This is a genomic window from Modicisalibacter ilicicola DSM 19980, assembly GCF_900128925.1.
In the GTDB taxonomy this organism is placed as follows: Bacteria; Pseudomonadota; Gammaproteobacteria; order Pseudomonadales; family Halomonadaceae; genus Modicisalibacter; species Modicisalibacter ilicicola.
The window spans coordinates 194,548-215,997 of sequence record NZ_FQUJ01000006.1 but is presented as its reverse complement, the minus strand read 5'-3'; the positions used below and the strand labels follow the sequence as shown (position 1 = coordinate 215,997).

The window sequence follows — 21,450 nt, the reverse complement described above, 5'->3', positions numbered from 1 at the left end:
ACACGCTCATTCGCCCAGGGTCTTGCCTTCCGCCTGGGAGATGACGTTCTTCGCCCGACCGTCGGCATCGTGCAGCCACACGTCCATCTGGTTGAAGGCGATGCGAATGCCGTGGTCCCGGAACAGCGTATCGAGCCGCCGGTTGATCTCGTCCGCGGCAAAGAGCCGATCGAGCAGATCGTTGACGAAGATGCGCAATTCGAAGTTGAAGGCCGACGGGCCATAACTGGTGCACAGCACCTGGGGCTCCGGGTCCTTCAGCACCCGCGAATTCTCATCGGCAGCCTGACCCAGCAGGCGATGCACCGTATCCAGATCGGAGCCATGAGCCACGCCATAGGTGAGAATCACCCGGGTGACATTGTCCGACAGCGACCAGTTGACCAGTTGGTCGGTGACGAAGGTCTTGTTGGGAATGATGATCTCCTTGCGATCGAAATCCGTCATCGTGGTCGCCCGGATGCGGATGCGACTGACTGTGCCATGCAGATTGCCGAGGGTAATGGTGTCGCCGATGCGTATCGGTCGCTCGAAGAGGATGATCAGCCCCGAAATGAAATTGGCGAATATCTCCTGGAGCCCGAACCCCAGGCCCACACCCAAGGCAGCGACCAGCCACTGCAGCTTGCTCCAGGAAACGCCCAGAGTGCCCAGGGCGGCCACGACGCCCGCGGCCACGATGGTGTAGGAAAGCAGCGACGAGATCGCATAGGCGCTACCATGCTGGAGCGAGAGTCGTGACAACACCATCACTTCGAGCAGGCCCGGCAGATTGCGCGCCATGACGAACATCAACACCACGGTGACAAGCGCCGTGAGCAGATCGGCGACCGTGATCGGCGTCTCGCTCAGGCTTTCTCCCACCCCCTGGGTGATCGACCAGATTCCGACATTGTCCAGATAGGCCAGCACCGTCAGCAGGTCTGCCCAGAGCAGGTACAGCACCAGGGAAAAGCCGAGGAACAGGATCAACTTGGAAAGACGCAGGGACTGCTGGTTGACCTGATCGAGATCCAGGGGTGGCTCCTCGACGACCTCGAGCCCGCCTTCGGCCCCTTCCTGCACCTGCGCTCGTCGACGCGCCACCGCGCGGCGGTAGGCCAGACGCCTTGCCGCCACCGCCAACCCCCTCACCACCGAGGCCTCGACCAGAATCCACAGGCCGAAGATGTACAGGCTGGCAATGAAACGGCTGACCAGCTGCAGGGCGGTATACTCGTACCCCAGCACGATGAGCACGCCCAGCACCAGCGTGGCTCCGGCCAATGCCAATCCCAGCAACAGGCGAAACAGCTTGACGCCGAAATAAGGCGTATGGGCCAGGATGAGTCGCGCCAGCAACAGGCTCATGGCGACCAGTCCAGCCAATATCAGCAAAAGGAAGATCGGTCGCTCGGCCAGGGAGGGCCCATCGCCCTGGGCCAGGGAGCTGATCAGCAGCACCGGAACAAGTGCCCAGCCCAGCCACCAGAGCAGCCGCCGCAGTCGTGTCGCGTAGGCGGCCGGCCAATGGAAGTGACGGACCGCCACCCCGTCGCTCACCAGCAACCGCCGCGCCAGGGCTACCACCCCCCATGTCAGGGAGAGTTGCAGCAAGGCCTCGCCCCAGGCGATGGCAACCCCCTGCCCGCCTTGGGTCAAGGCGATGCCGACTCCAGCCATGCTTAAAGGACCAGGCGCGGCGATCATGGCGTTGAGAAGGATCGCCCAGGGCGTATGCATCTGGGTGTCACGCTTGAGCCGGCCGACCTGATCGTGCAACACCTGCAGCCTCGCCTTGATGCGCCAGCGTCGCAACGACAAGCCCAGCGCGAGCAGCAGTAACGGCAGCGCCCACAAGCCTCCGGGGCGCGGCGACTGCCAGAAGTCATCGAGCTTCTGATGCCACCCGTCGCCACTGAGTTGGGCGGCGAGGCTTTCGGGCAACTGGCGCAGCCAGGCCAGATCCAGAGGACGACGATTCGCGACCCAGAAAAGCTGTTCTTCGATGGTCAGGCGCAGCGACGCACTGATCTCAAGAAGCTGCTGCTGGTTGAGCTGCAGGTCGATCGCCGTCGTCAACAGCTCGCCGTACTCTCGCTCCAATTGGTCGATCAGGTCGCGTCGCGATCGATACAGCTCCACCAGGGAGTCGATCAAGGCCGGCGACGCCTCGAGACCAGCTTCAGCCACCTGCTCACCGGCGAGCTGGTCGATGTCGCGCAACCCTTCTCGCTGACGGCTCAATTCGAACTGCTTGAGACGAATATCGGCAATCCGCTCCTGCAACCCCTTGACCGTATCGACCCTCGGCAACGAGCGACGCTGCTCGCGCAGGATACGTGACAGCAATTGGCTACCGCGCACCGCCTCGATCTGCTCCTTGAGCGTACGTTGTACCTGACGCACGCGATCAAGCTGAGTGCGCACCTTGATCGCCTCGCGCTCGAGAGCGTTGGCGCGGTCGATGACCTGCAGCATCTCGAGGTTCAGTTCGCGGTTGCGCTGGCGTATCTGATCTACCACCGGGTTGCCCTCGGCCGGTAGCGCGCCCTCGTCGTTCGACTCGTTGAACGTGTTCTCGAGGCGATCGCGGCGTTTCTGATCGAGCACCGTCTGCAACAGGGACAGGCGATCCTCGACCTTGTCGATCTGGCGAACCAGCAGCTCGCGGCGCTGCTTGGCCAGTTCAAAAAGCTGGGTATTGGCCGCCAGCTCCCGGCGTTTGAGCGCCAGCCTGCTTTCCGCCAGGGCCAGTTCGCTACGCAGCAACCAGGCCATGGGGGCATCTTCGACGCCGCTATAGTCATCCAGAGCGGCACGCTTTTCCTCGATGCTTTCGAGCGCTTCGGAAATCGAGGCCTGGGCACGTTCGGGAAGCGTCTGGGCCGCGATCAGTCGCGAGTTGGTCTTGGCGAGCTCGTCCTGTAACGACTGCAAGCGATCGAGTGTCTCGGCGACTCGGCTCTCCAGTTCGTTCAGGTCGATCTTTTCCAGGGATTCGGCGCTGGGCACCTCTTCCTCGGCCACATCGCGCGACTCGCTCTCGAGACGTTGCCTCTCTTCCGGGGCGCGCTCGATCTGCTGTTCGAGTTCGTTACGCTCCTCGCGGGTCGATTCCAGGTCTTCGAGGGCATCGAGGGTGGCACGCAGGGTCTCGATCTCTTCCTGCTGGTCGGTATCCGGCTGCTCGATGGCCGACAGGGTTTCCAGGTTCTGCTCGATGGCAGCACGCTCCGGAAGCGCCTCCTGGGCCCAGACCGGCATCGGGATCGATAACAGCAACAGCAGAAGCCCCATCAACCAGAGGCGCCAGACTTTTTCCTGCAGCGTTACCATTATTATTCCTCATTTCCGGCGCACACGTATCGCGCTCTAATCGCTGACGAATTGTGCGTGGGGCCTTTCTGCTTGGCAAATGCTCGTTCAAAGCGATTGACTTGGCGAGGCAGCGTGGTAGAAACAGACGCTTGGTGCCTCATACAGGACGCTAGTAATGGCTTTGCCCACTTCGCTGCGTGGGATAACGCGGCTACTCTTTTGTTCAATGCTCATCGCTGCCACGCCGGTCAACGCTCAATCGGATACCGAAGACGATATCCCGTCGAGTGACGAAGAGGCCGTCGCCAACACCCTGGAACAGGCCGAGGCGCGTCGCGAACTGGAACGCGAGTCGGAAGAAAACCCCTTGGCCATTACGGTCTATCGCCGCAACTACCTGCTGCCCTGGACCTACAACACGCACCCGAACCAGGGAGATTTCGACCAGATCAGCACCAATGGCGATGCCGACAAATCCGAGGTCAAGTTCCAGATCAGCCTCAAGGTCAAGGTGCTCAACGACCTGATCGCCGACAATGGCGATCTCTATTTCGCCTACACCCAGCGCAGTTGGTGGCAGGCCTACAATGCCGAGGCATCATCGCCGTTTCGCGAGACCAACCACGAGCCCGAGGCCTTCATCAGCTTCGACAACTATTTCTCCTGGTTCGGCTGGACCAACACGGAAAACCGGATCGGCTACGCTCACCAGTCCAACGGTCAATCCCAGCCTCTGTCGCGCAGCTGGAATCGCCTGTATGCCGATCTTCTCTTCCAGCGCGGCGACTGGGCGATCAGCATAGCGCCTCATTGGCGCATCCCCGAAGACGAGGAGGACGACGACAACCCGCGCCTCGAGAATTACATCGGCTACGGCGATATCACCCTGGTGCACACCTTCGGCGATCAGGAAGTCTCACTGATGGTGAGAGGCAATCCCGGCAAGCATCACTACGGCGCGCGTCTCGACTACACCTTCCCGCTGGTCGGCAAGATTCGTGGCCATGTTCAATATTACGACGGCTACGGCGAGAGCCTCGTCGATCACGACGAGGACATACAGCGACTCGGCCTGGGCTTCAGCCTCAATACCTATCTGGCAGGCATCCCAGGCAATGATTGATAACCGAAGTCAGGTTGCTATGATGATAGCGTCATTCACTTTTCAAGGAAGACTGCACGATGGCCATGTACCCAGTAGGTCAGCACGACCGTGAAGCCAGCACCGAACAGCTGAAGGAAGATCTGCGCCACCTGTCTCACACCATCGAGGAGCTGGTCAGCGCGACCGCAGACGACTCACGCGGCAACATCAAGGAATTGCGCGATCGCGCCGAGAAGCGCCTTCGCGAGACCCGCAGCCGCCTCGAGGCGCGTGGCGAGAAGATCTACCACGATACGCGGGATGGCGTGCTCGACGGGGCCGACGCGTTCGACCGTTATGTGCACCAGAATCCCTGGACCAGCATCGGCATCGGCACCGCCGTCGGAGTGGTGATCGGCATGATCGTCGGGCGGCGCTGATGTCGGGTAGCCAAGGACCGGCGGAACGAGTGATCCTGGCTGCCCGACGCATGCTGGGCAGCCTGGTAGCCAGTGGCGAGACGCGCTTGCGTCTCGCCGTGCTGGAACTGGAGCTCGAACGAGATCGCATCCTGTCGATGCTGTTGCTGGCGGGTGCCAGCCTGATCCTGTTCTCCTTCGGTATCGGCATGCTGATCCTGATGGTGATCGTGCTCTACTGGGAAGATCACCGGATCACGGCAATGGTAGTGAGCGCTGCCGTGCTGCTCGCCCTTTCCGCCGGGCTGGCGATCACTGCCAAGCGCATCGCCAAGCGACGCAAGCTGATGGAGGCGACGTTGAGCAACCTGGCTCAGGACAGACACTATCTGGAGTCTTCCCGTGACGCATCGTGATCGCCTGCGGCGCCGCGAGGAGCTCGAGACCCAGATACTCCAGCAGCGCATCGACATGGCCCTGGCGCTTCGCGACTGGCGTGAGGCCACCGCCCCCATCGATCGTGGCTGGCAGCGCCTGACCCAGTGGCGCACCGTCTTCTACGCCCTGGGTGGACTGGCCGCGATACGAGGTGTCCGCAAGCCTCGTTCCACCGGCAAGCTGATGGGCAAACTGCTCACCGGGGCCCTGCTCGCCAACCGCCTTCGCGTTGCCTATCGCCTGCTGCGTCGGAATCGCCCCTGAGCGAATTGGCATGAGGCGGGATTCGATCCAGAAACGCCGGCATATTGCCGGCGTCATCGTGTTCGCTGCCTCCAAAGACTCGCGGCACGCCCAACGGCCCGATCAGAGCGCCAACCCGCAGGCGACACCGGAGGCCCAGGCCCATTGGAAATTGTAGCCGCCCAGTTCCCCGGTCACGTCGAGCACCTCGCCGATGAAGCGTAGCTGAGGAAGCGCCTTGACCTCGAAGGTCTTCGACGAAACGGCGGCAGTATCGACACCGCCCATCGTCACCTCGGCGGTGCGCCACCCTTCGGTGCCCGCGGGCTTGAGCCGCCAGCGATTGAGCCGCTCGCCCCAGGCCATGAGACTGGCGTTGGACTGCTCGGCCAACATGCCGTCGCTGCCATACCAGTCGATCATGGCCTGGGCCAGGCGCTTGGGCAGATGCTCGCCCAGCCAGGTCGAGAGCCGTCGCCTGGGTGTGGCGTCGCGAGCGGCCACCAGTGACTGGTAGGCGTCGAGCTTGGGCAGCAGGTCGATGAGCAGATCGTCACCGGGTTGCCAGTGACTGGAAATCTGCAGCATCGCCGGGCCCGACAGCCCTCGATGGGTGAACAGCATGGGCTCGCGATAGCGTCCACTCCGGCAGCGCACGTCGACATCGCAGGAGACACCCGCAAGGGCCGCGGCACGTTCCTTCCATTGCGAGGTCAAGGTAAACGGCACCAGGGCGGCACGGGTCTCGGTCACCGCGAGACCGAACTGGCGGGCAATGTCGTAACCGAACCCGGTCGCCCCAAGCGTCGGGATCGACAAGCCACCACTGGCGATGACCACCGCCCCGGTATCGATGCAACCGCGCGTTGTGGTCAAGCGCATCCCCTCCCCCAGACGTTCGAGCTTCTCGACGCTGGTCTTGAGCCGGATCTCGACTCCCGCCCAGTCGCATTCGGTCAGCAGCATATCGAGGATGGGTCGCGACGAGTCGGCACAGAAGAGCTGGCCCGGTGCCTTTTCGACGGGCTCGATGCCATGTCGCTCGACCAGTTCGAGGAAATGCTCGGGACGATAGCGGTTCAACGCCGAGATGCAGAAATGGGGATTGGCCGAGAAGAAATTCCTTGGCTGGGTGTCGAGATTGGTGAAATTGCAACGCCCGCCCCCGGACATGAGAATCTTCTTGCCGGGCTTGTTGGCATGATCGAGCACCAGCACACGCCGCCCGGCATAGCCGGCGGTCAGGGCACACATCAGGCCGGCGGCACCGGCGCCGATTACCACGACATCGGGGTTGGGGGTCATACCAGGGAGGCTCCAGCGTTGATCACGGTCGGCCATTCTAGCAGCCCGACTGCTATGCCGGGATGCGTTCTGCTATGCTCAAGGCATAGCGAACCAGGAGCGATTTCCATGCTCGAATTGATAGCCGCACCAGCATCTCACGTGGTAGCCATGCGTATTTCCGGTTGTGTCGATGCCGACGAGCTTCAGCGCGGTATCGATGCCATCGAGCAGGCCAAGCAGGTCCATCCCAAGATCAGCTTCTTCATCGAGATAGACCACCTGCGCTGGATGACCGGCACCGCCTTGGTGCGCGACATCGGTTACGGCCTGACCCAGTTCGGCCGACTCCACCATTTCCATCGTGCCGCCGTGGTCACGGACCAGCAGTGGATACGCACCATCGCCACCATCGAGAACCATCTGTTCAATCCCATCGAGGTGCGTCCCTTCACTTCCAGGGAGAAGGAAGCCGCGATGAAATGGGTATGTGAACTGCCGGTATCCCCCGAAACCGAAAATGCCCCGTCGCCGACCCCCTAGTGGCGACGAGGCGGCAGGGCTAGCGTGCCATTTCCCCAGTCGTGGAGGCGACAGGAACGGTCGCGGCGTCCCGGCGCTGACGAATGATCTTCTCGAGACCAATGATCAGATAGATCGCGAGACCGACAAGGCCGATATGGAACCAATCGATCAAACCGATCGGTGCGGTGTGGAACAGGATATTCATCAGCGGCACGTAGGTGAACAGCATCTGAGCGGCCATCATGGCGGCGATGCCGACCCAGATCCACGGATTGCTCATGAGCCCGAGACGGAACATGGAGAGCCGCAACGAGCGACAATTGAGCAGATAGAAGGATTGACCCACGGCGAACACGTTGACGGCGATCGTGCGCGCTTCGGCCTCGCTGGCGCCTTGGAACAAGGCCAACTCGAACAGCCCAAAGCTTCCTATCAACAGCAGCAATCCGACGAAGATGATGCGGAATATCATCTCGCTACTGAGAATGGGCGTGCCCGGAATGCGCGGTGGCCGCGCCATGATGCCCGGCTCGCGCGGTTCGAAGGCCAGGGTCAGCCCTAGCAGCACGGCGGTGGTCATGTTGATCCACAAGGCCTGCAGGGGCAGCACCGGCAACGGCTGCGAGGCCACGATGGCGGCGATGATCACCAGCCCCTGACCGGCGTTGGTGGGCAATATCCAGGTGATGAACTTGATCAGGTTGTCGAAGACGCCACGCCCTTCCTCCACGGCCGCCTCGATGGTCGCGAAGTTGTCGTCGGTGAGCACCATGTCGGCGGCTTCTTTCGACACCTCCGTGCCGGTGATCCCCATCGCTACGCCAATGTCGGCACGGCGCAGCGCCGGGGCGTCATTGACACCGTCGCCGGTCATGGCAACGACCTCGCCACGGGCCTGCAAGGCCTCCACCAGTCGTAGCTTCTGCTCCGGGGTGACGCGTGCAAACACGGCAGTATCCATGACCTCCTGACTCAGCGCCTCATCGGGTATCGATTCGAGCTCGCGCCCGGTCAACACCTTCGGGGTCGCGCCCTTGGCAACCGTCTGGTCCAACCCGATCTCGCCGGCAATGGTCGCCGCCGTAAGAGCATGATCGCCGGTAATCATCTTGACCCGGATACCGGCGCCCTGACAGGAGTGCACGGCCTGCACCGCCTCTTCTCGGGGAGGGTCGATCATTCCTTGCAAGCCGAGGAAGGTCATCCCTTGGGCCACATCCTCGTGTTCGATATTCGCCTTGTCGGATGCGACTTCCAGGCAGGCAAAAGCCAGCACCCGCTGACCCTGGCTGGCGATCGCCTTCACTTGCGCCTCGATCGCGTCGCTGTCGAGGGCCTTATGGCTCCCATCCGCGTTCAGGACCCGGTCGCAGCGCGCCAGGATGCTCTCGGCCGAGCCTTTCATGTAAATCAACGGTTTCTCACCACCATGCAGGGTCGCCATGTACTGGTGCTGGGATTCGAAGGGAATGCTGTCCAGACGCGGATGAGCCTCGAGGCTCTGGGCACTATCGACTCCCGCCTTGCGTGCCGCGACCAGAAGCGCCCCCTCGGTGGGATCACCCTGAATCTTCCAGCCCTCCTCGTCTTGCTTCAGCAACGAGTCGTTGCACAGCCAGCCCGCAAGCAGCAATTCGCTCAAGGCCCTGTTGTCCTGCACGCTGGCGATCTGCTCGCCCTGACGAATATCCCCCTCGGGCGCATAGCCGACGCCGCTGATATCAAATGTTTCACCACCGGCCCATAGCTTCTGCACCGTCATCTCGTTGCGTGTCAGGGTACCGGTCTTGTCCGAGCAGATGACCGTGGTGCTGCCCAGAGTCTCCACGGCGGGAAGGCGGCGAATGATGGCTCTGCGTTTGGCCATGCGCGCCACCCCCAAGGCCAGGGTGATGGTCAAGACAGCCGGCAAGCCTTCTGGGATCATCGCCACGGACAAGGCTACCGCGGCCATGAACAGATCGATCCACGCATCCCCGTGCCACAGGCCGATAAGGAAGGTAATCGCCGCCAAGCCCAAAATGGCGTAGAGCAATAGTTGACTGAAGTGTGCGATCTTGCGTGTCAGTGGTGTCGCCAACACCTCGGCACTGGCAATGAGTTCGGAGATGCGTCCGATCTCGGTCCGATCACCGATGGTCGTGACCACGCCCAGGCCGGTGCCGTAGGTCACGAGTGTCGACGAATAAGCCATGTTGACGCGATCCGCCAGGGACGTGTCCGTCTCAAGCCCACCGATACGTTTCTCGACCGGTACCGACTCGCCGGTCAGTGCCGATTCGTCGACCTGCAGGCTGCGACTCTGCAATAGACGCAAATCCGCCGGCACCTTGTCGCCCGAGGCCAATAGCACCACATCGCCTGGCACCAGGGACCTGGCATCGATGCGCTGCTTCTCGCCATCCCGCAGCACCGTGGTCTCGGTGACCATCGCCCGGGAAAGCGCATCGAGTGCGCTTAGCGCCTTGCTCTCCTGTAGGAAACCGATGATTGAATTGAGCAGGACCACACCGAAGATGACGCTCGCGTCCACCCAGGCGCCCAACAGCAACTTGATGATGACCGCCGCGAGAAGGATGTAGACCAGCGCTTGATGGAATTGAAGCAGGAATCGAACGAGTGGCCCTTGCCCTTTGCGCTGGGTCAGGGCATTGGGGCCGAATTGCTCTTGACGAGCATCGATGCTGGAGTGGTTAAGGCCAGTTTGGGGGTCTGTTTCGAGCTGCTTGAGCACCTCGTCGTGGGAGAGTTGATGCCACCTTTCTTCCTGTAACGCATTCATTGGTTACCGCCCTCATTTTGCGCAAGATAAAAATCTAATCGCTTGAAATTGGCGTACCAGTGGTGACGATACCTGTTCTGTCTTGCTTTGTAGATAACGGTATAAGCTGGGTAAACCCTCCTTCTCATAGGCTGATGTTCGCGAGATACCGCTCGCATTGGCCTTGCTATTGGCAAGACATTATAGATGCTGTAGATAACATGACATGAAAGACAGGAATTTGTTAGCGCTTTTTTTCCATGGCGATCGGCTTGCTCAGCGAGCGTATTCCCGCAACAGCTCACGGCCGCAGGAGCGAATGAACTCCAGCACCCGGGCATGCTTCCAGTTCTCGCGATAGACGAGACCGAAGCTGAAGTCGATCTCGGGAGAGAACGGCAGCATCACCACCTCGTCGCGACCAGCGAGCTGGTCCGCGGCCGTGATTGGATTCATCACGCTGATGCCGACGCGGCTAGCCACCAAGGCGGTGATCGCCCCGATGTTGGCCTCGGTCTTGCCGGCGATATGAATCCCATGACTGGCCACCAGGTTCAACAAGGGATCGGCACCGACATTGGGCTGATTGCTGATGACCAGAAACTGGTCCTGCAGGTCGTTGATGCACACCTGCGCCCTACCGCTCAGAGGGTGGTCTCGGGGCACGAGACAGCGCGCCTGGGTGGTCAGCCACTCCTCGATGCGCAGAACCCGGGAGCTGACCGGCAACGTCACGAAACCGATATCGGCGTGACTGGACTCCACCTCCCGGAGCACATCGTGGCTCGACATCATGTCGAAGCTGATGCTGAAGCCGCGACTGTCCTCGAGCAAGGCGCCTATCAGACGCGGCACCAGCCCGAAGGCCAGACCGGGAATGGCGGCGATCCTCAAACGCGAGGTGCCGAACTCCTTGAGTGCCAGCACGCTGTGTCGCAGCTCTTCGATGTTTCCCATCAGCCGCAGGATCTCCTCGTAGAGCTCTCGCGCTTCCGGCGTCGCCACGAGCCGGTTCTTCTCCCTCAAAAACAGCTCCAGCCCAAGGTTCTGCTCCAGTTGCGCGAGGGAACGACTGACTCCTGACTGTGTGATGCCAAGGGTTCTCGCTGCCTGAGAAGCCGTTCCCGCCTCGAACAGGGTCTTGAAGATGGCCAGCGCCTTCAGGGAGTGGATATTGACTTCAGGCATGACTAAAAATCATCGAATAAGGTAAAAACATCATATATTGAAATAGCTTGTAAAAGCTACCTAGACTGAGGGCACGCCAGAATACAACGACAACAGGATCACAAGATGACGACCTCACCCCTGTTCTACCAGGCGGGTCCCGAGATGCCAGAAGTCAGTCATGGACGTGGCGTCTTCCTGTGGGACACGAATGGCAAGGAATATCTCGATGGCTGCTCCGGCGCCATCTCCTGCAACCTCGGCCATGGGCGACAGGACATCCGCGACGCCATGCTGGCCCAGCTCGACCGCGTCGCCTTCACCTACCGAACCCAGTTCGAGAACGCGCCCGCCCTCGCGCTTGCCCGCCAGCTGGTCGGCATGACCGACGACGCGCTCGAGAAGGTCTTCTTCGTCTCCAGCGGCTCGGAGGCCGTGGAGTCAGCCCTCAAGCTGGCCCGCCAGTATTTCGTGGCCTCGGGCGAGTCGCAACGTCGCCGCTTCGTATCGCTGCGCCCCTCCTATCATGGCAGCACGCTCGGCGCCCTGGGCATGACCGGCTACCAGCCCCTGGAAGCACCGTTCAGCGACATCACGATGAGCTCTCTCAAGGTGTCCGGCCCGGACTTCTATCGGCAGCGAGACGCCGACCGCGAGACCCATGTTCGCCGCGTCCTCGAGGAGACTCGCAACCAGATCAAGGCAGTCGGGGACGAGACCATCATCGCCGTCGTGCTCGAACCGGTGGGCGGTGCCAGCACTGGGGCGCGCCTGGTCGACAAGGCCTACCTGGAAGGCATTCGCCGGCTCTGTGACGAGATCGGTTGCCTGCTGATCTTCGACGAGGTGCTGTGCGGGGTGGGCCGGACCGGCACCTGGTTCGCCTACCAGCAGTGGGGGGTCACCCCTGACCTGCTGGTCACGGCCAAGGGGCTCGGGGCCGGCTACTACCCGGTGGGCGCCATGCTGTGTCGCGAGGAGATCGTCGAGGCGGTCATGGCCAGCGGCGGGTTTCAACACGGCCACACCTATGCCGGCAACCCGCTCGCCTGCGCGACCGGCCTTGCCGCTATCGAGGCCATCCGCGACGAGCACCTGCTGGACAACGTCGATGCCCGCGGCCGCCAGCTCCAGCGGGGGCTCGAAACGCTGCAGTGCCGTTACCCGTGGGTCGGGGACGTGCGTGGCCTTGGCCTGCTGTGGGGCGTGGAGCTGGTCATGGACCCGACGGAAAAGACGCCCTTTCCCGCCCAGGCCAACCTCTTCGCCAGGGTCACGGCGCTGGCCAAGGAAGAAGGGCTGCTGATCTACCCCCGCCGGCCTCTCGACGGTCTGGCCGGCGATCATTTCCTGGTCACCCCGCCTTTCACCATCAGTGAAAGCGAGGTCGTGCTACTGCTCGAGCGCCTCGAGCGCACATTCGCACGGCTTGACCGGGAGGTCGTGTCGCCGCTGCTCGAGGACAGCGCCCCTTCCACCACCATCGGCATATGACAGGCTGAAGCTCCATGACACTGATCAATCAGAAATACACCTCCATCGAGCAGGCCATCGCCAACATTCCTTCCGGAGCCTCGATCATGATCGGCGGTTTCGGCTCTCCCGGAACCCCCTTCGCCCTGCTCGACGAACTCCTGGCCCAGGGGCAATCGGGTCTGACCCTGATCAAGAACGATGCCAACGAACCGGACATCGGCATCGGTCGTCTGATCCGCGCCGGCCGTGTCGACCGGCTGATCACCTCGCACATCGGGCTCAACCGGGTGGCCATCGACGAGATGAATCAGGGCCGCCTGGCCGTCGAGATGTATCCCCAGGGGCTGCTGGCCGAGAAGATTCGCTGTGCCGGTGCCGGTCACTACGGTTTCCTGACCGACATCGGCCTGGGCACCGAGATCGCCGGTGCACGACGCGAGATCGAATGCGAAGGCAAGACCTGGGCCATCGAACCCGCCATCCATGCCGAGTTCGCCCTGGTCCATGCCGACCTGGCCGATGAATACGGCAACCTCGTCTACCGAGGCACCGCAATAAACTTCAATCCCCTGATGGCCATGGCCGCCGATCATACTATTGCCCAGGCCTTCCAGGTCCAGCCACCCGGCAACTTGCCACCGGAGACCATTCATACGCCTTGCGCCTTCGTGAGCCAGGTCGTGCAGGTGGAACTTGCCAGCAGCGAACAGGGGAGGCGCGCCCATGCCGTCTGATCAGGAGAGAATTCTTGCCCGTGCCGCCCGGGAAATAGACCCCGGGCAGATCGTCAACCTCGGCATCGGCCTGCCGACCCGGCTGTTCCATTATCTGCCAAAAGAGATGGAGGTTCTCGTCCACTCCGAAAATGGCGTGCTGGGCTGTCAACTCTTGACCGAGGGCAGCGAACCCGACCTCGAGATGATCGATTCGGGTGGCGCTTACATCAGTACACGCCCTGGCGCCAGCGTCTTCGACAGCGCCCTTTCTTTCGCCATGATCCGGCGCAGCCGGGTGGATGTCACCTTCATGGGTGCCTTCGAGGTCGATCAGCAAGGCAATCTGGCCAACTGGAAGATTCCGGGCAAGTTCTCGCCGGGTATCGGCGGTGCCATGGAGCTGGCCCAGAAGGTCAAGAAACTGGTGGTGCTCTGTTCGCACAACGACAAGCACGGCAATCCCAAGATTCTCAAGCAGTGCCGCCTGCCGCTCACGGCCCCTCGCTGCGTCTCTCGCATCATCACCGAGAAGGCGGTGATGGAGGTCACCGAGACCGGTCTGCAGGTCGTGGACATCGCCGAGGGCCTCGACGTGGACGCCCTGCGCGATGCCACCGAGGCCGATCTGATCATCGACGAACATCGTCTGGGGAGGTTCTGATGCTCGACGCTACCGAAAAGACCATTCTCGAGCGTTGCGAGGCGCTGATGGACGACACCCTCGCGCTGACCCGAGATCTCGTGCGTGGCTACAGTGTGCTCGGCCAGGAGCAGGGTGCCCTGAGCACCATGGAGCATTGGTTCGAGCGGCTGAACCTGCCGGTCGAACGTGTCCCGCTGGATGCCCCGGGCTTTGACCGCCACCCGCACCGTGCACCTGTGCCGTGGAGCAGCAAGGAGCGCTACAACCTCGTCTCGCGCCTCAACCCGAACGCCGACAAGCCCCATCTGGTGCTCAACGGCCACCTGGATGTGGTGCCCGCCGAGCCGACCGACATGTGGACGCGATCTCCCTGGGAGCCCTGGGAACAGGACGGCTGGCTGTATGGCCGCGGCGCCGGGGACATGAAAGCCGGAATCGCTGCCATGGTCATGGCCGTGCAGGCGGTGCGCGAGGCGGGTGTCGACATCGACTTTCCGCTGACCCTGCAGACGGTGATCGAGGAGGAGTGCAGCGGCAATGGCGCCCTCGCCTGCCTGCATCAAGGCTATGGCGGTGACTTCGTGCTGATCCCCGAACCCTTCGGTGCGCAGATCTACACGGGGCAGATCGGGGTGCTCTGGTTCCGGATCCGGGTCAATGGCGTGCCGGCCCATGTGCTGGACACCACGTCCGGTAACAATGCCATCGAGACGTTGCACTCCTATCTGCCGGCGCTGAAGGCGCTGGAGGAAGCGCTCAATGCCCCACCCCGCCCGTCGCCCTACGACACTCACGATCATCCGTTCAATCTCAGCATCGGCAAGATCGAGGGCGGCAACTGGGCATCGAGCGTGCCGGCCCATGCCATCCTCGAAGGGCGGATCGGCTTTCCCCCCGGGCTGCCCCCCGAGGAGGTCATGACCCGCCTTCGCCGGGTCGTCGCCGAGCATCACGGGACCATGAACGACGGCACACCGGCCCCGACGATCGACTTCCATGGTTTCCGCTCGGAGGGCCATCTGGTCGATCTCGAGACCTCGGGGATACGCCTCTTGTCACGCTGCCACGAGGACCTGGTCGGCGCACCGCCGGCGCATTACCTATCTACCTGTACCACCGATCTGCGGGCCTTCCATGTCGAGGGTGGCATCAATGGCACCTGTTACGGTCCGGTGGCCCAGCGCATCCATGGTGTCGACGAGTGCGTCGAGATCGACTCCATCCGACAGGTGCTGACCACCTATGCGCTCTTCATCAGCCGCTGGGCAACCGACGCGACCAAGGAGATCGCATCATGAACACTGCCTATATCGTCGATTACGCGCGCTCGGCCTTCACTCGCGCCCATCCCCGCAAGCCAGAGGTCGACGCCTGGTCGGGGCAGCGCGGCGATGTCCTGCTGGGCCAGGTCATCGAGGCGCTGCTGACTCGCAGTGGGATCGACGGCAACGCCGTGGAGGACCTGAGCGTCGGCTGTGCACTGCCGGTCAAGGAACAGTGGAGCTTCGGAGGCCGCTACCCCCAATGGCTTTCGAGGTTGGGCGTCGGCTGTGCCTCTCGCCAGATCGATCAGCAGTGCGGCTCCAGCCTGGCGGCCCTGCGCGGCACGCTACGCGAGATCCAGGCCGGGGTCATACAAGCCGGCCTGGCGGGCGGTTTCGAGAACATGTCCCGGGTCCCGATGGGGCCCAGCCTGTTCCAGGAAGGGGTACTGACGGTCCCCGAGGCCCTGAAGCGGGTGGACTGGCTCGACCTGGACGTGGCCATGAACATGGGCCTGACCGCCGAGCGCCTGGCCCGGGAGGCGAACATCGCCCGGGAGTCCATGGACGCCTTCGCCCTGCGTTCCCATCAGCGCGCCGCCCGGGCCGAACACGCCGGCTGGTTCGATGGCGAACGCCTGGCTCTGAGCAATTCCGCCGGCGAGGTCGTCGCGGAGGATGCCAACATTCGCCCCGACACCAGTCTCGAACGACTGGCCGGGCTCGATCCCGCCTTCATCGAGGATGGCCGGATAACCGCTGGCAACAGTTCGCCGCTCACCTCGGGTGCCGGGGCGGCACTGCTGATGTCTGAACGGGCCCTGCGCGACCACGGCCTCACCCCACTGGCACGGGTGGTCCAGGTGGCCGACTGCGGTGTGGCTCCCGAACGCATGGGCGCCGGTGCCGAGGCGGCCATCGAGCGTGTACTGAGCGCTGCCGACCTGCGGGTCGAGGATATCGACGCCTGGGAGATCAATGAGGCATTCAGTGTCGTCCCGCTCTACGCCATGCACTCGCTGGGCATCGATCCCGAGCGGGTAAACGTCTTCGGTGGCGCCCTGGCGCTTGGACACCCGCTGGGTGCCACCGGCATCCGTCTGGCCGGCACCCTGGCCCGCGTTCTGCAAGACAGGCAGGGACGCTATGGGTGTGCGGCCGCCTGCATTGGTGGCGGCCAGGGGATCGCCCTGATCCTGGAGCGCTGCTGAACGACATCCCTCGCAAACTCCCGAAGGAGATAAACATGACAACTACAACAACCAACGACTCGACAGTACGCCCCTCGTTCCTGGGGGCAGCCAGCGGCATCGGATTTCTTTGCTTCATGATGTTCGCCCAGATCTTCATCCTCGGTGAAGACTGGGTAACGCATATTTCGCTGATCTTCGCCATCGTGGTCTGCGCCACCATCGCTCTGGCGTCAGGCTTCACCTGGCGCGACATACAAAGGGGCATCCTCTACGGCTGCGAAATCGCCATGCTGCCGATGCTGATCCTGATGATGGTGGGGGTGCTCGTCGCCAGCTGGATCGCCTCGGGCACCATACCCTCGCTCGTGTATTACGGCCTGCAGCTCATCTCCCCTGCCTACTTCCTGTTCACTGCCATTCTCGTATGCGCCATCGCTTCCCTGGTCACGGGCAGCTCCTGGACCACCGCCGCGACCTTCGGCATCGCCTTCATGGGTATCGGCAGTGGCCTGGACATCCCCGCCCCAATGACGGCCGGGGCGGTCATTTCCGGGGCGATCTTCGGCGACAAGATATCCCCCGTCTCCGACTCGACCAACCTGGCAGCGGGGGTTGCCGAAGCCGATCTCTTCGACCACATCCGTTCCATGCTCTATACTACCGGCCCCGCGCTTGTCATTTCAGCGGCCTTGTTCTTCTTCCTCGGCACTGGATACAGCAGCGGCGATATCGACACCACGAGAACCGACCAACTGCTTCAGGGCATCCAGGAGAATTACTGGGTCAGCCTGCTGGCCTTCATACCTCCACTCATCGTGGTGGTGCTGGCCTATCGCCGGGTCAGCGCGCTTGCCGTCATGGTGATCGGCAGTCTGCTGGGCGCCGGCATGGCGGTCGTCACCCAGGGGGTGGGGATCGGCGACATGATGAACTACATGAACTACGGCTATGTGTCGGAGACCGGCATCGAAGCGGTGGACGAGCTGCTCAGCCGTGGCGGCCTGCAGGAAATGATGTGGACCATCTCCCTGGGCTTCATCGGCCTCAGCCTCGGCGGACTGCTGGAAGAGACCCGCATGCTGGAAGTCCTGCTCGGCAAGATGAACAAGCTGGTGGGCAGCTCGCGAGGGCTGATCACGACCCATGTCGTGGCGTCGCTGGCCACCAACCTCTTCTCCGCGAGTCAGTACATCGCCATCATCATTCCCGGTCGAATGCTGGTGCCAGCCTATCGTAAGCTCAAGATCCTGCCTTCCGTCTGCTCACGCACCTGCGAGGATTCCGCCACCGTGACCTCTCCTCTCGTGCCCTGGGGCCTGGGCGGGGCCTATTACATGGGCGTATTGGACGTGTCGGCCTGGGACTACATGGGCTGGACCTTCCTTGCCATCATCACGCCCCTCATCGCCGTGGCGTACGCCATGTTCAATCTCTTCATCTGGAGAGAGGGAGAGCGCAACGACATCTATACCTATAACCAGCAGGGGGCGCAGCCCGGCTGATCGCGCCTCGCTGCCGGCAGATGCTTGCAGGGGTCGCCGGGACATGCCGGCGACCCCTGTCCGAACCGCCATCAAAAACAAGCACTCATCGGGGCGATATACGCCCCACCACGCGCAAGTCACTGCCTGAAGGCTGTACCACGACGATCTCCCCGGAGCCGGGGTAGACGCCGGTCAGGGCGGTGATGTTGACCTGATGCGTGACGAGTACCGACACTCCCCCGCCCGCTTTCTCGGCAAGCATGCTGCGTACCTCGTCGCTCTGCCGGGGCCCTCGCTCGCGTCGGGTGAAGAAGGAGTTCAGCCCAGGCGTGGGGACTACCTCGCCCAGGTCGAGCAGCCGGGCCGTTTCCAGACAGCGGCACCATTGGCTGGAATAGACATTCGCCCCGACGATACCGTTTTCACGAAACCGTTCGCCGATAGCGTGCGCCTGCTCCCGCCCCCGAGGGGACAGGTTCCGCTGGGTCGAACAGTCATCGAACCGGAAGTCGGCGGGGTCGCCGGTGCCCGGCGCCATGGCATGGCGCATCAGCGCCGCGTGGCTGCCATTCGCCAATAGGGCCCACAAGGCCTCCTCGTCCGGCTCTTGCTGGGCATGAGCACCGGCGGCAAGTGCGAAGGCAATACAGAAACATCGCAACAGCGAGAAAATTCGAAGCGCCATGTGGCCCTCCTCGCTCGATCCTGGCCCGGACCGGTTACACCACCATCGTTTGCGTGGTTTTACTAGGCTTCTGCAGAACTCCAATTGCGCCCACCTGACGGTGGGCGCACGAGGCTAGAAATGAAAGTCCAGTTTAGCCCAGAGCATGCGACCGGGCTCATTGATACCACTGTCCAGATCGGCGGGATAACCGAAGGCGGCATTGCCGGCAAGGTTCAAGTGCTCGGTATATGTATTGTCGAACACGTTGTCCACGCCTGCGCTGACCGTCACATTCGCGCTGAACTCGTAGGCACCATTGAGTGAGAACACGCCAAAACCGGCTGACTCTTCCAGATCCTGGCCGACGACATTGCCCTTGTTCAGCGCCACCCGTGTTTGCGGTGCCACCAATCGCCATAACGCACCCACGGAGTAGGAGTCTCGCGCATAAGTCACACTCAACCGCGACTCGAGAGGAGGAATCTGCGGGAGCGGCTCATCGTCCGTTGCGTTGCGTCCCCAGGCATAAGCCAGCGTCGCCTGCGCCGTCCAGTTTTCCGTGAAGTCATGGGCAGCGCCGAGTTCGGCCCCGGCGATCTGGGCATCCACATTGCCGACGCGAGTCGTCCCGGTGCCGCCTGCCGCATAGTCAAACAGGATGAAGTCTTCGATATACCCCAGGTAACCAGAAACCCAGGCGCGTGTTTGGGCAGCATGATACTGTGCGCCGATGTCGAGCTGAGAGGTTTTCTCGGGCTCGAGGCCGTCGAAAGCATTCAGGCTGCCGGAGGGGCCGGCGAGACCGGGCTTGAGTTCCCAGTAATCGGGGAACCTTTGAACATGACCGATGCCCGCGTACCAGGTAGCCGGAGCCGCCTCAAGATCCTGCTCGTAGCGAACGAAACCACTCGGCAGGGTGTCATGGCGCGTATCACCGGCCGTCGCCGTGTCGTCGCTTTCGTCCGTGACCCGATAGCGATCCAGTCGCGCACCGCCAATGACTCGCTCACGATCCCCCGCATACCAGGTCAGCTCGCTGAACAGCCCATACTGTGTCTGCTCGTAGTCCTTTTTCCAGGCGAAGTTTTCCGGAGCGACATACTCGCCTGCCATGTCGTAGGACGACTTTCTGCCCCGATGCTCCTGATGCTCCTGATGCTCGGCATCGACGCCGGCCACCCAGGAGACATCGTCCCAGTCCCAGGTAGAGGCAAGACGAGTACTGCGCGTACGACGATCCAGCTCCGACGCCATCTTGCTGCCACCCATGCTCATGCCTCCGCCCATGTTCATGGAACTCGGCTCTCTGAGGGTGAAGTTGTCCATGACGTGGTCGGCATAGGCATAGTTCGCCTGGAACTCGAGCTTGCTCCAGTGATCACCGAGGTTCTGTTTTTCGAACCGCAGACCGGCTGTTTCCCGCAGGAACCGGCTACCGTCCATTCCTCGCCCGGCATATCGTGCTTCGCCGTCGCCGCGCCCCGCCGTCACTTCAAGCCAGGTGTCTTCATCGGGGGTCACGCCGACCGCGAGATCGCCATTCCATTTGTCCCAGGCTGACGGCACGGTATTACCATCCCCATCCTTGTAGTCATTGGCCTCGGACTGGCTGCCTATGGCGCGAACATAGCCGTCCCTGTTCCCGGCGGCGGCATCCACTCGCCGATCGAATCGCCCGTAAGTCCCTGCCATGACACTGCCATCGACACGCACGCCGGGGTCGTCGAAAGCCTCGGGGCCACGGTCGAAGCGCACCGTCGCGGCAGAAGCGCCGGGGCCCCAGAGCACCGATTGCGGCCCTTTCACGACGATCAGGCTGTCATAGCTCTCCGGGGAAATATACGAAGTCGGGGCATCCATCCGCGAGGGGCACGCCCCCAGCATCTGGCTGCCATTGGTCAGGATTCGCAAGCGCGAGCCGAACATGCCTCGGAAAACGGGGTCACCGTTGGTACCGCCATTGCGAATAGCTGAAAATCCTGGAATGGTCTTCAGATAGTCGGCGCCATCACTTGCCGGCGCAGGCTGCCTGGGCTGTCGCGGGTCGGTCTCGACCGTGATCGGAGAACTGAGCGGCACGGCTGTAACGATCATGGGCTCAAGTTCACCGATCGGGACCTCCGTGATTGCCGCCAAGGCCGGAAAGGCCATTACTGCCGAGGCAAGCGCTACGCCAAGCGCCAGCGGTCTAATCATCAATTGTCTGGATTCATTTGAGACACGCGCAGATGCCTTGTGTCCATTTTTCTCAGTGGACATGCTATTCCCCTTGAACTCCTTCACTTCATCCGGTCATGCGTCGCCGAATCGATCGATGACCGAGAACCGGAATGTGCTGTAGATGATGACGTTCAAAGAGAAATGGGCGGAGCCCTGGCCAGAGCGCTGGGAAAGCTTGGGGAGCAAACCGCCGATGGCCGAGGACAAGCAACTTCTCCATCAGAAGGCTTGAAGGCGTCTCGAGCAACCTTGGGTGTCACTACATGCGCAGTGGGAAAGTGCTGCCAGAACGAGCAATAGCCACATTGGTCGAACCAGGTAAGCGCGACTTCGGCTTGGGGGTTTACCGGTGCAGCATGATCAGGCATGCCCGCATGGGACATGCCTGCCATGGAACTGTCATGACGATCTCCAGCTTGAACTTGGGAGATCAAGGGTCCCAGAAAAACGATCGCCATCGCTGCAAGTGCTAGATAGGCAGCAAAGTAGTGGTGCAGCGATTTCCTGGAACTGAGTCGTAGCATTACCATCATCTGGGTGAGCGAGGAACATGGCCGCGGGTTGCTAC

Annotated in this window: 18 protein-coding genes; 11 read left to right on the top strand and 7 right to left on the bottom strand. The window is 62.2% G+C overall.

Annotation, left to right across the window (positions count from 1 at the left end; genetic code table 11):
• Nucleotides 1–6 precede the first annotated feature (6 nt).
• Nucleotides 7–3,318, bottom strand: a complete 3,312-nt coding sequence (gene mscK, locus BUA41_RS08555; protein ID WP_072821760.1) for a mechanosensitive channel MscK — start codon at nt 3,316–3,318, stop codon at nt 7–9.
• 208 nt (nt 3,319–3,526) lie between these two features.
• Here mscK and BUA41_RS08550 point away from each other — a divergent pair, with 208 nt between their 5' ends.
• Genes BUA41_RS08550 through BUA41_RS08535 form a run of 4 tightly spaced genes read left to right on the top strand, consistent with a single transcriptional unit; the run spans nt 3,527 to nt 5,505 of the window.
• Complete coding sequence (locus BUA41_RS08550) at nt 3,527–4,423, top strand: phospholipase A (protein ID WP_245791885.1); 897 nt, start codon at nt 3,527–3,529, stop codon at nt 4,421–4,423.
• Between the two features lie 59 nt (nt 4,424–4,482).
• Nucleotides 4,483–4,824: an ElaB/YgaM/YqjD family protein gene (locus BUA41_RS08545; protein WP_139249090.1), complete on the top strand. Its 342-nt coding sequence runs from the start codon at nt 4,483–4,485 to the stop codon at nt 4,822–4,824.
• Nucleotides 4,824–5,219 carry a phage holin family protein gene (locus BUA41_RS08540; protein ID WP_072821755.1) on the top strand — a complete coding sequence of 132 codons (396 nt, stop codon included), beginning with the start codon at nt 4,824–4,826 and terminating at the stop codon, nt 5,217–5,219. Before BUA41_RS08545 ends, BUA41_RS08540 begins: the two co-directional genes overlap by 1 nt.
• On the top strand, nt 5,206–5,505 hold the full coding sequence (locus BUA41_RS08535) for a YqjK-like family protein (RefSeq protein WP_072821753.1): 300 nt from the start codon (nt 5,206–5,208) through the stop codon (nt 5,503–5,505). The genes BUA41_RS08540 and BUA41_RS08535 overlap by 14 nt, the downstream gene beginning before the upstream one ends.
• A gap of 102 nt (nt 5,506–5,607) precedes the next feature.
• On the opposite strand, the gene BUA41_RS08530 is transcribed toward BUA41_RS08535, so the two are convergent.
• On the bottom strand, nt 5,608–6,789 hold the full coding sequence (locus tag BUA41_RS08530; protein WP_072821751.1) for a BaiN/RdsA family NAD(P)/FAD-dependent oxidoreductase: 1,182 nt from the start codon (nt 6,787–6,789) through the stop codon (nt 5,608–5,610).
• 108 nt (nt 6,790–6,897) lie between these two features.
• Here BUA41_RS08530 and BUA41_RS08525 point away from each other — a divergent pair, with 108 nt between their 5' ends.
• Complete coding sequence (locus BUA41_RS08525) at nt 6,898–7,311, top strand: SpoIIAA family protein (RefSeq protein ID WP_072821749.1); 414 nt, start codon at nt 6,898–6,900, stop codon at nt 7,309–7,311.
• A gap of 19 nt (nt 7,312–7,330) precedes the next feature.
• On the opposite strand, the gene BUA41_RS08520 is transcribed toward BUA41_RS08525, so the two are convergent.
• Together BUA41_RS08520 and BUA41_RS08515 are read right to left on the bottom strand one after the other, a co-directional pair.
• Nucleotides 7,331–10,075: a cation-transporting P-type ATPase gene (locus tag BUA41_RS08520; RefSeq protein WP_072821747.1), complete on the bottom strand. Its 2,745-nt coding sequence runs from the start codon at nt 10,073–10,075 to the stop codon at nt 7,331–7,333.
• Nucleotides 10,076–10,330: 255 nt separating this feature from the next.
• On the bottom strand, nt 10,331–11,242 hold the full coding sequence (locus tag BUA41_RS08515; protein ID WP_072821745.1) for a LysR family transcriptional regulator: 912 nt from the start codon (nt 11,240–11,242) through the stop codon (nt 10,331–10,333).
• Between the two features lie 105 nt (nt 11,243–11,347).
• Here BUA41_RS08515 and BUA41_RS08510 point away from each other — a divergent pair, with 105 nt between their 5' ends.
• Genes BUA41_RS08510 through nhaC form a run of 6 tightly spaced genes read left to right on the top strand, consistent with a single transcriptional unit; the run spans nt 11,348 to nt 18,013 of the window.
• Nucleotides 11,348–12,715 carry an aminotransferase family protein gene (locus tag BUA41_RS08510; protein WP_072821743.1) on the top strand — a complete coding sequence of 456 codons (1,368 nt, stop codon included), beginning with the start codon at nt 11,348–11,350 and terminating at the stop codon, nt 12,713–12,715.
• 14 nt (nt 12,716–12,729) lie between these two features.
• Nucleotides 12,730–13,431, top strand: a complete 702-nt coding sequence (locus BUA41_RS08505; RefSeq protein WP_072821741.1) for a CoA transferase subunit A — start codon at nt 12,730–12,732, stop codon at nt 13,429–13,431.
• Nucleotides 13,421–14,074 carry a 3-oxoacid CoA-transferase subunit B gene (locus BUA41_RS08500; RefSeq protein ID WP_072821739.1) on the top strand — a complete coding sequence of 218 codons (654 nt, stop codon included), beginning with the start codon at nt 13,421–13,423 and terminating at the stop codon, nt 14,072–14,074. Before BUA41_RS08505 ends, BUA41_RS08500 begins: the two co-directional genes overlap by 11 nt.
• Entirely contained in the window at nt 14,074–15,354 is a 1,281-nt protein-coding gene (locus tag BUA41_RS08495) for an ArgE/DapE family deacylase (protein ID WP_072821737.1), read from the top strand. The genes BUA41_RS08500 and BUA41_RS08495 overlap by 1 nt, the downstream gene beginning before the upstream one ends.
• A complete protein-coding gene (locus BUA41_RS08490) occupies nt 15,351–16,529 on the top strand; it encodes an acetyl-CoA C-acyltransferase (RefSeq protein WP_072821735.1) in 1,179 nt (392 codons plus the stop codon). Before BUA41_RS08495 ends, BUA41_RS08490 begins: the two co-directional genes overlap by 4 nt.
• A gap of 35 nt (nt 16,530–16,564) precedes the next feature.
• Nucleotides 16,565–18,013, top strand: a complete 1,449-nt coding sequence (gene nhaC, locus BUA41_RS08485; protein ID WP_072821733.1) for a Na+/H+ antiporter NhaC — start codon at nt 16,565–16,567, stop codon at nt 18,011–18,013.
• A gap of 85 nt (nt 18,014–18,098) precedes the next feature.
• On the opposite strand, the gene BUA41_RS08480 is transcribed toward nhaC, so the two are convergent.
• The 3 genes from BUA41_RS08480 to BUA41_RS19725 form a co-directional block, all read right to left on the bottom strand.
• Nucleotides 18,099–18,680: a histidine phosphatase family protein gene (locus tag BUA41_RS08480; RefSeq protein ID WP_084671314.1), complete on the bottom strand. Its 582-nt coding sequence runs from the start codon at nt 18,678–18,680 to the stop codon at nt 18,099–18,101.
• 114 nt (nt 18,681–18,794) lie between these two features.
• Nucleotides 18,795–20,921: a TonB-dependent copper receptor gene (locus BUA41_RS08475; RefSeq protein WP_072821731.1), complete on the bottom strand. Its 2,127-nt coding sequence runs from the start codon at nt 20,919–20,921 to the stop codon at nt 18,795–18,797.
• Between the two features lie 92 nt (nt 20,922–21,013).
• Entirely contained in the window at nt 21,014–21,406 is a 393-nt protein-coding gene (locus BUA41_RS19725; RefSeq protein WP_072821729.1) for a DUF2946 family protein, read from the bottom strand.
• Nucleotides 21,407–21,450 lie beyond the last annotated feature (44 nt).

What these genes read in the sequence shown, in the direction of transcription:
- BUA41_RS08515 (WP_072821745.1), bottom strand. Translation starts at nt 11,242, where the DNA reads ATGCCTGAAGTCAATATCCACTCCCTGAAGGCGCTGGCCATCTTCAAG.
- BUA41_RS08475 (WP_072821731.1), bottom strand. Translation starts at nt 20,921, where the DNA reads ATGTCCACTGAGAAAAATGGACACAAGGCATCTGCGCGTGTCTCAAAT.
- nhaC (WP_072821733.1), top strand. Translation starts at nt 16,565, where the DNA reads ATGACAACTACAACAACCAACGACTCGACAGTACGCCCCTCGTTCCTG.
- BUA41_RS08500 (WP_072821739.1), top strand. Translation starts at nt 13,421, where the DNA reads ATGCCGTCTGATCAGGAGAGAATTCTTGCCCGTGCCGCCCGGGAAATA.
- BUA41_RS08510 (WP_072821743.1), top strand. Translation starts at nt 11,348, where the DNA reads ATGACGACCTCACCCCTGTTCTACCAGGCGGGTCCCGAGATGCCAGAA.
- BUA41_RS08505 (WP_072821741.1), top strand. Translation starts at nt 12,730, where the DNA reads ATGACACTGATCAATCAGAAATACACCTCCATCGAGCAGGCCATCGCC.
- BUA41_RS19725 (WP_072821729.1), bottom strand. Translation starts at nt 21,406, where the DNA reads ATGCTACGACTCAGTTCCAGGAAATCGCTGCACCACTACTTTGCTGCC.
- BUA41_RS08480 (WP_084671314.1), bottom strand. Translation starts at nt 18,680, where the DNA reads ATGGCGCTTCGAATTTTCTCGCTGTTGCGATGTTTCTGTATTGCCTTC.
- mscK (WP_072821760.1), bottom strand. Translation starts at nt 3,318, where the DNA reads ATGGTAACGCTGCAGGAAAAAGTCTGGCGCCTCTGGTTGATGGGGCTT.
- BUA41_RS08545 (WP_139249090.1), top strand. Translation starts at nt 4,483, where the DNA reads ATGGCCATGTACCCAGTAGGTCAGCACGACCGTGAAGCCAGCACCGAA.
- BUA41_RS08525 (WP_072821749.1), top strand. Translation starts at nt 6,898, where the DNA reads ATGCTCGAATTGATAGCCGCACCAGCATCTCACGTGGTAGCCATGCGT.
- BUA41_RS08530 (WP_072821751.1), bottom strand. Translation starts at nt 6,789, where the DNA reads ATGACCCCCAACCCCGATGTCGTGGTAATCGGCGCCGGTGCCGCCGGC.
- BUA41_RS08540 (WP_072821755.1), top strand. Translation starts at nt 4,824, where the DNA reads ATGTCGGGTAGCCAAGGACCGGCGGAACGAGTGATCCTGGCTGCCCGA.
- BUA41_RS08520 (WP_072821747.1), bottom strand. Translation starts at nt 10,075, where the DNA reads ATGAATGCGTTACAGGAAGAAAGGTGGCATCAACTCTCCCACGACGAG.
- BUA41_RS08490 (WP_072821735.1), top strand. Translation starts at nt 15,351, where the DNA reads ATGAACACTGCCTATATCGTCGATTACGCGCGCTCGGCCTTCACTCGC.
- BUA41_RS08550 (WP_245791885.1), top strand. Translation starts at nt 3,527, where the DNA reads ATGCTCATCGCTGCCACGCCGGTCAACGCTCAATCGGATACCGAAGAC.
- BUA41_RS08495 (WP_072821737.1), top strand. Translation starts at nt 14,074, where the DNA reads ATGCTCGACGCTACCGAAAAGACCATTCTCGAGCGTTGCGAGGCGCTG.